General features: G+C 73.1%; 7 protein-coding genes. All 7 read left to right on the top strand.

The genetic code is table 11. The features are described 5' to 3' along the window. A partial coding sequence (locus BGP03_RS29370; protein WP_299738255.1) for a TerD family protein occupies positions 1-376 on the top strand: 376 nt, incomplete at its 5' end. A gap of 10 nt (positions 377-386) precedes the next feature. Continuing rightward, complete coding sequence (locus BGP03_RS29365; RefSeq protein WP_296368508.1) at positions 387-1,070, top strand: tellurium resistance protein; 684 nt, start codon at positions 387-389, stop codon at positions 1,068-1,070. Between the two features lie 46 nt (positions 1,071-1,116). After that, a complete protein-coding gene (locus BGP03_RS29360; protein ID WP_296368506.1) occupies positions 1,117-2,277 on the top strand; it encodes an HpcH/HpaI aldolase/citrate lyase family protein in 1,161 nt (386 codons plus the stop codon). After that, complete coding sequence (locus tag BGP03_RS29355; protein WP_298799135.1) at positions 2,274-3,641, top strand: phosphoribosyltransferase family protein; 1,368 nt, start codon at positions 2,274-2,276, stop codon at positions 3,639-3,641. The genes BGP03_RS29360 and BGP03_RS29355 overlap by 4 nt, the downstream gene beginning before the upstream one ends. After that, positions 3,638-4,771, top strand: coding sequence for a cysteine protease StiP family protein (locus tag BGP03_RS29350; protein ID WP_298799134.1), 1,134 nt, complete (start codon positions 3,638-3,640; stop codon positions 4,769-4,771). Before BGP03_RS29355 ends, BGP03_RS29350 begins: the two co-directional genes overlap by 4 nt. A 50-nt stretch (positions 4,772-4,821) precedes the next feature. Beyond that, on the top strand, positions 4,822-5,631 hold the full coding sequence (locus BGP03_RS29345; RefSeq protein ID WP_298799133.1) for an HAD family hydrolase: 810 nt from the start codon (positions 4,822-4,824) through the stop codon (positions 5,629-5,631). A gap of 34 nt (positions 5,632-5,665) precedes the next feature. Next, a complete protein-coding gene (locus tag BGP03_RS29340) occupies positions 5,666-6,121 on the top strand; it encodes a tellurite resistance TerB family protein (RefSeq protein WP_298799132.1) in 456 nt (151 codons plus the stop codon). Positions 6,122-6,156 lie beyond the last annotated feature (35 nt).

Here is a 6,156-nt window from a genome sequence, read left to right as displayed (position 1 = left end):
CAGCCCCGACGGCACCGTCGAGCACACCGGCGACAACCTCACCGGCGAGGGCGAGGGCGACGACGAGCAGGTCAAGGTCAACCTCGCGGGCATGGACCCCACCGTCGACAAGGTCGTGTTCCCCGTCAGCATCTACGACGCCGACGCCCGCTCGCAGAGCTTCGGCCAGGTGCGCAACGCGTTCATCCGCGTGGTCAACGCCGCCGACCAGAAGGAGATCGCCCGCTACGACCTCACCGAGGACGCCTCCACCGAGACGGCCATGGTCTTCGGCGAGCTCTACCGCAACGGCGCCGACTGGAAGTTCCGAGCGGTCGGCCAGGGCTACGCGTCGGGCCTTGCGGGCATCGCCCGCGACTTCGGCGTCAACGTCTGATCCCGCGCTGATGGCCATCGACTACAACAAGCGTCCCTCGAAGTCCGCGGAACCGGCCGCCGGGCCGGCTGTTTCGCTGAGCAAGGTGACGCTGACGAAGTCGGCGCCCAGCGTCTCGCTCACCAAGCGCGGCGGCGCGGGCGGCCAGCTGCGGGTCAACCTGCAGTGGAGCACCGGCGCCGCCCCGGCGAAGAAGGGGTTCCTCGCCAAGCTGGCGGGCGCCCCGTCCGGCATCGACCTCGACCTGGCCTGCCTGTGGGAGTTCACCGACGGCAGCAAGGGCGTGGTGCAGGCACTGGGCAACGCGTTCCAGGCCCCCTACCGGGGCGCGCCGATCATCCGGCTCGACGGCGACGACCGCTCCGGCGCCGTCGTCGGCGGCGAGAACATGTTCATCGACCTGTCGCGCGTCAGCGAGATCAGGCGCATCCTCGTGTTCGCCTTCATCTACGAGGGTGTGCCCAACTGGGCGGCGGCCGACGGTGTCGTCACGCTGTTCCCGGCGTCCGGCCCGGAGATCGAGGTCCGGCTCGACGAGGCCGACTCGGGGTCACCGACCTGCGTCATCGCCATGCTGGAGAACAAGGGCGGCGAGCTCACCGTTCGTCGCGAGGTGCAGTACATCCGCGGCGGCCAGGCCGACGTGGACCGCGCCTACAACTGGGGGATGGAGTGGGCGCGCGGTCGTAAGTGAACAGATGTGTCACAACGGGGTGGCGCACGACATGAGGTGGGAACCCGTGCGTCATTTCCGTCATCTGAGCGCGTCCGACACGAAGGCCCTGTTCGAGCGTCCACCGGAGCAGCTCCACCGCGACAGCGGCCCGGAGCTGCTCTCGGTGGCGCTCGGCGCCACCCTCTACATGCCGGCCGACCGGCCCTCGCTGGCCGCCGACATCGCGAAGCAGGCCGCAGCCGGCGTCACGTCCGTCGTGGCCTGCCTCGAGGACGCCATCGCCGACGAGCAGGTGTCCTACGCCGAGGACAACCTCGTCGACGCGCTGCGCATCCTGCACGACGAGCGGACGGACATGCCGTTGCTGTTCGTGCGGGTGCGGGCGCCGGAGCAGATCCCCGCGCTGGTGCGCAGGCTCGGCCCGTCCGTGGCGATGCTCGACGGGTTCGTGCTGCCGAAGTTCACCGCCGACAGCGGCACCGGTTACCTCCGCGCCCTCGACGAGGCCGACCGCATCGCCGGTACCGCGCTGAAGGCGATGCCGGTGATCGAGTCCGGGGCCGTGCTCTACGCCGAGACCCGCGTCCACGAGCTCACCCGCCTGCGCGCGGTCCTGCACCGCGACCGCCACCGCATCCTCGCCGTCCGCATCGGCGCCACCGACCTGTGCGCGCTCTACGGCCTGCGCCGCTCCCCCGACCTGTCGATCTACGACATCAAGGTGGTGGCCGACCTCATCGCCGACGTCGTCAACGTGCTGGGCCGCGCCGACGGCACCGGCTTCACGGTGTCCGGGCCGGTGTGGGAGTACTTCTCGGGCCACGAGCGGATCTTCAAGCCGCAGCTGCGGCGCTCCCCGTTCGACGAGCACAACGAGCCCGAGCTGCGCGGGCGGCTCGTGTCGCGGGCCATCGACGGGCTCATCCGCGAGGTGCAGCTCGACCAGGCCAACGGCCTCACGGGCAAGACCACCATCCACCCCACGCACGTCTCGGTCGTCAACGCGCTGTCGGTGGTGTCGTCGGAGGAGCACCGCGACGCCACCGACGTGCTGAACGCGGGGCGCGGCAGCGGCGTGATGGCGTCGGGGCGACGCAACAAGATGAACGAGATCCGGCCCCACACGGCCTGGGCACGCCGCACCGTGCAGCGCGGCCGGGTGTTCGGCGTGGCCGCCGAGGACGTGTCGTTCGTCGACGTCCTGGCCGCGAGCCTGCCCCGGTGACCCGCACCCTCGGCGTCGCCGACCGCCTCGGCGTCCGGGTCCACGGCGACGCGGCGGCGCTGCTGGGCCTGGCGCTGCGCCGCAACCCGAGACGGGCCCAGCTGCTGGTCTCGCGGGTGCTGGGCAAGCACGTGCCCACCGACCCGAGGCTGGTGCGCGCGGCCGGGCTGCTGCTGGGCCGCCTCGTCGCCGACGCGCTGGCCGACCGGCCGTTCCGGCCGCTGCCCACCGCGCTGCTGCACCGGGCGATCGCCGGCGACCGCGACGCCGCCGCGGCGCTCCCCCGCGGTGCGGTGGACGACGTGGACGCGATGGTGCTCGGGTTCGCCGAGACCGCCACGGCCCTGGGCCACTGCGTCGCCGAGGGCCTCGGTGGGGCGCCCTACCTGCACTCCACGCGTCGCCCGGTGCCCGGTGTCGCCACGTTCGGCGGGTTCACCGAGGAGCACTCGCACGCCACCGAGCACCTGCTGCTGCCCCGTGACCGGGCTCTGCTCACCGATGCGCGCCCGCTCGTCCTCGTCGACGACGAGCTGAGCACGGGCCGCACCGTCCTCAACACGATCACCGCCCTGCACCGGGTCGCGCCGCGGGAGCGCTACGTCGTGGCCGCGCTGGTGGACGTCCGGACCGACGACGCGCACCTCGTCGACGGGGTGGCGGCTATGGGCGCGCGGCTGGACGTCGTGTCGCTGGCGCGCGGCGTCGTCGAGCTGCCGGACGACGTCGTCGCGCGGGCGGAGGCGATCCGCGCACAGGTCGACGCAGCGCGCCCCGACACCCCGACCCGTACGCACGGGGAGCCCGACTCGCGGATGGTGCTGCCGGACCCGGGGTGCCCCGCGGGTGGGCGCCACGGCTTCTCCCCCGCCGACCACGCCGCGCTCGCCGCGGCCCTGCCCGCGATGGCCGCGGCGGTCGGCGTCCGGCCCGGTGAGCGCACCCTGGTGCTCGGCACCGAGGAGCTGATGGCGCTGCCGCTGCGGCTGGCCCAGACCCTGGCCGACGGCGTCGACGGCCGGGGGGGCCACGACGTCGCGTTCTCCACCACCACGCGCTCCCCCGCCGTCGTCGTCGACGAGCCGGGTTACGCGCTGCGCAGCGGCATCACCTTCCCCGCCCACGACGACCCGGCCGACGGGCCGGGCCCGCGGTTCGCCTACAACGTGGCCCCCCACTCCGGTAGCGCGGCGTGGGACCACGTCGTCGTGGTCGTCGACCCTCCCGCCGACACCCCGCTGCTGTACTCGGGCCTGCTCGCCGAGCTGCGCCCGCACACCCGTCGCCTCTCCGTGGTGGTCGTCGGCGACGGCACCCCCACCGACCACACGGCACCTCTCCCCACCCCGGAGCACTCGGCATGACCACACCGGAACCGCTCCGCGGCCCCGCCTTCGGCAGCTACGCCCCCGACGACGTGCGGTGGCTGCTCACCGACCTGTCCGGCGTCGCACTGGAGGCGCCCACCGAGGAGCGCGAGGAGGCCGTGCAGAGCGGCGGCGCGCACTACGCCGAGTCGCTGCCGCAGGAGTACCAGCCCGATGACGCGTACCTGGAGCTCTACCGCTCCGCGCTGGCCTCCTCGGCGCCGCGGCTGGCGCAGGCCGTCGGCACGGTGGCGGAGCTGGTGCTCGCCGAGCGCGGCGGAGACGATCCCAGCGAGATCGTGCTGGTCTCGCTGGCCCGCGCCGGCACCCCCGTCGGCGTGCTGCTGCGGCGCTGGGCGCAGCAGCGCCACGGCCTGGACCTGCCGCACTACGCGGTGTCCATCGTCCGCGGCCGGGGGATCGACCAGCTGGCGCTGCGCCACCTCGCCGAGCACCACGACCCGGCGCAGGTCGTGTTCGTCGACGGGTGGACGGGCAAGGGCGCCATCGCCCGCGAGCTCGCCGCCGCCCTGGACGGCACCGCCTTCGACCCCGATCTCGCGGTGCTCGCCGATCCCGGCCGTTGCGTGCGCACGTTCGGCACCCGCGACGACTGGCTGATCGCGTCGGCGTGCCTCAACTCGACGGTCTCGGGGCTGGTGTCGCGCACGGTGCTCAACGACCGGCTGATCGGCCCCGGCCAGTACCACGGGGCCAAGTTCTACGCGGAGCTCGCGGGCGCCGACGTCTCCACGGCGTTCCTCGACGCCGTGACCGCGGAGTTCGCGGGCGTCACCGACACCACGGCGCCCACCGGACGCACCCCGGACTACGCCGGCTGGGCCGCGGTCGACCGGATCGTCGACGAGTACGGCATCGGCGACGCCAACCTCGTCAAGCCCGGGGTCGGGGAGACCACGCGCGTGCTGCTGCGGCGGGTGCCGTGGAAGGTGCTGGTGCGGGAGGGCGCGCCGGCCGCCGACCTCGGGCACGTCCGGTTGCTGGCACAGCGGCGCGGCGTGCCGGTGGAGGAGGTGGCCGGGCTGCCCTACAGCTGCGTCGGGCTGATCCATCCCCGGTTCACCCGCGGCGCCACGGGCGCCGACGGTCTGACGGCCGCGCGGTGACGGCGTTGATGCGGCCTCCGCGGGAGGAAGCACGTCGGCCGGTCGTCTGCGTGGACCTCGACCGTACGGTGATCTACTCCGCGGCCGCGCTCGCCCTGGACATGCCCGACGCCGACGCCCCCCGGCTGCTGTGCGTGGAGCTCTTCCGCAACGCGCCGCTGTCGTTCATGACGGAGGATGCGGCTGTTCTCCTCGAGCGTCTGCAGGCCGTCGCCACCGTCGTCCCGACCACCACGCGCACCCCGGAGCAGCTCGCCCGCGTCCACCTGCCCGGCCCGCCCGCCCGCTACGCCATCGCGAGCAACGGCGGGCACCTGCTGGTGGACGGCGTACCGGACGCCGCCTGGTCGGCCACCGTCCGTTCCCGGCTCACCGACTGCGCGCCGCCGGCCGACGTCGAGGCCCGGATGCGGGACAACGGCGGGGACTTCGTGCTCAACCAGCGCGTCGCGAGCGATCTGTTCGCCTACGCCGTGGTGGACCGCGCCGCTCTGCCGGACGGCTGGGTCGACGAGCTCACCGTCTGGTGCGATCCGCGCGGGTGGACGGTGTCGTTGCAGGGCCGCAAGGTCTACGCGGTGCCGCGGCCGCTGACCAAGTCGGCCGCCGCGGCCGAGGTCCGCGACCGGTGCGGCGTCGGCCCGGTGCTCGCCGCCGGCGACTCCCTGCTCGACGCCGACCTGCTCGCCTTCGCCGACGCCGCGATCCGCCCGGCGCACGGGGAGCTCGCGGATTCGGGCTTCGCCCTCGACCACCTGGCCGTCACGACGGCGACCGGGGTACGGGCCGGAGCGGAGCTGCTGGGGTGGCTGCACGACCATGCGGCCGCCGCCAGTTTGTCCGTTTCTGGCAGTCTCTAGACGTAGCCATCACAACCCGGAAGGAACGCGCGCAATGGCGCTGTGGGACCAGCTCAAGAGCAAGCTCACCGATATGACCTCGACGACGAAGACGCAGGTCGCGAAGTTCCAGAGCAAGGACTTCGCGAAGGCGAGCATGGCGATGTGTGCGCTCATCGCCGCTGCCGACGGCACCATCACCGCCGACGAGCGCCGCAAGACCGCGCAGTTCATCGGCAGCAACGACGCGCTGTCGGTGTTCGACCCGGCCGAGCTGCAGCAGCACTTCGAGTTCTACTCCTCGAAGCTGGAGCGCGACTACGACTTCGGCAAGGTGGAGGCCATCGCCACCATCGGCAAGCTGAAGAGCAAGCCCGACGCCGCCCGCGCCGTGATCCAGGTCGGCATCATCATCGGCGGCGCCGACGGCGACTTCGACAAGGACGAGCAGCAGGCCGTGCGGGAGGCCTGCCAGGCGGTGAACATCCCGCCGTCGGACTTCGACCTGTAGCGCGACTGCGTCGCCCGTGCGCGGATATCGGTGCC

The sequence above is a fragment of the Pseudonocardia sp. 73-21 genome, assembly GCF_001899645.1.
GTDB lineage: Bacteria > Actinomycetota > Actinomycetes > Mycobacteriales > Pseudonocardiaceae > Pseudonocardia.
Note: the sequence above shows the minus strand (reverse complement) of the source record. Positions and strands in the feature narration are given on the sequence as shown.